The sequence below is a fragment of the Oryzibacillus soli genome, assembly GCF_051594765.1.
In the GTDB taxonomy this organism is placed as follows: Bacteria; Bacillota; Bacilli; order Paenibacillales; family NBRC-103111; genus Paenibacillus_AR.
This window is the reverse complement of the sequence record NZ_JBPPGJ010000092.1, coordinates 1-498: the sequence shown is the minus strand read 5'-3', so window position 1 is coordinate 498 and position 498 is coordinate 1. Positions and strand designations below refer to the sequence as shown.

The following is a 498-nucleotide window of genomic DNA, read 5'->3' as shown; positions in this document are numbered from 1 at the left end:
ATGTAAGGCGGTGAGACGCCTTAGCTCCGACGCTGCCGGGTCTAGATCCGGGTTAAGGCTTGCAGCCGCTTAAGCTGCGCAAGCAGCCGGGTCTTGGCCCGGCCTTTCGCATTTAAGACGATAAAACGCCTTAACTCCGACCCTGCAGGGTCTCGAAGCGGGATAAGGCTTGCAGCCGCCTTAAGTTGCGCAAGCAGCCGGGTCTTGGCCCGGCCTTTCGCAGTTAAGGCGGTGAGACGCCTTAACTCCGACGCTGCCGGAGCTAGACCCGGGTTAAGGCTTGCAGCCGCATTAAGCTGCGCAAGCAGCCGGGTCTTGGCCCGGCATTTCACATTTAAGGCGTTGAAACACCTTAACTCCGACGTTTCCGGGTCTAGACCCGGGATACGGCCTGCCGCCGCCCTAAGTTGCGCAAGCAGCCGGGTCTTGGCCCGGCCTTTCGCAGTTAAGGCGGTGAGAAGCATTAACTCCGAAGCTGCCGGAGCCAGACTCGGGTTA

At 60.2% G+C, this 498-nt stretch carries 1 protein-coding gene; it reads right to left on the bottom strand.

Features of this window, described 5'->3' with window-relative positions; genetic code table 11:
• Window positions 1-41: 41 nt before the first annotated feature.
• The coding region (locus ACSEXW_RS28295; protein WP_438449518.1) for a hypothetical protein at window positions 42-498 on the bottom strand (457 nt) is incomplete at its 5' end.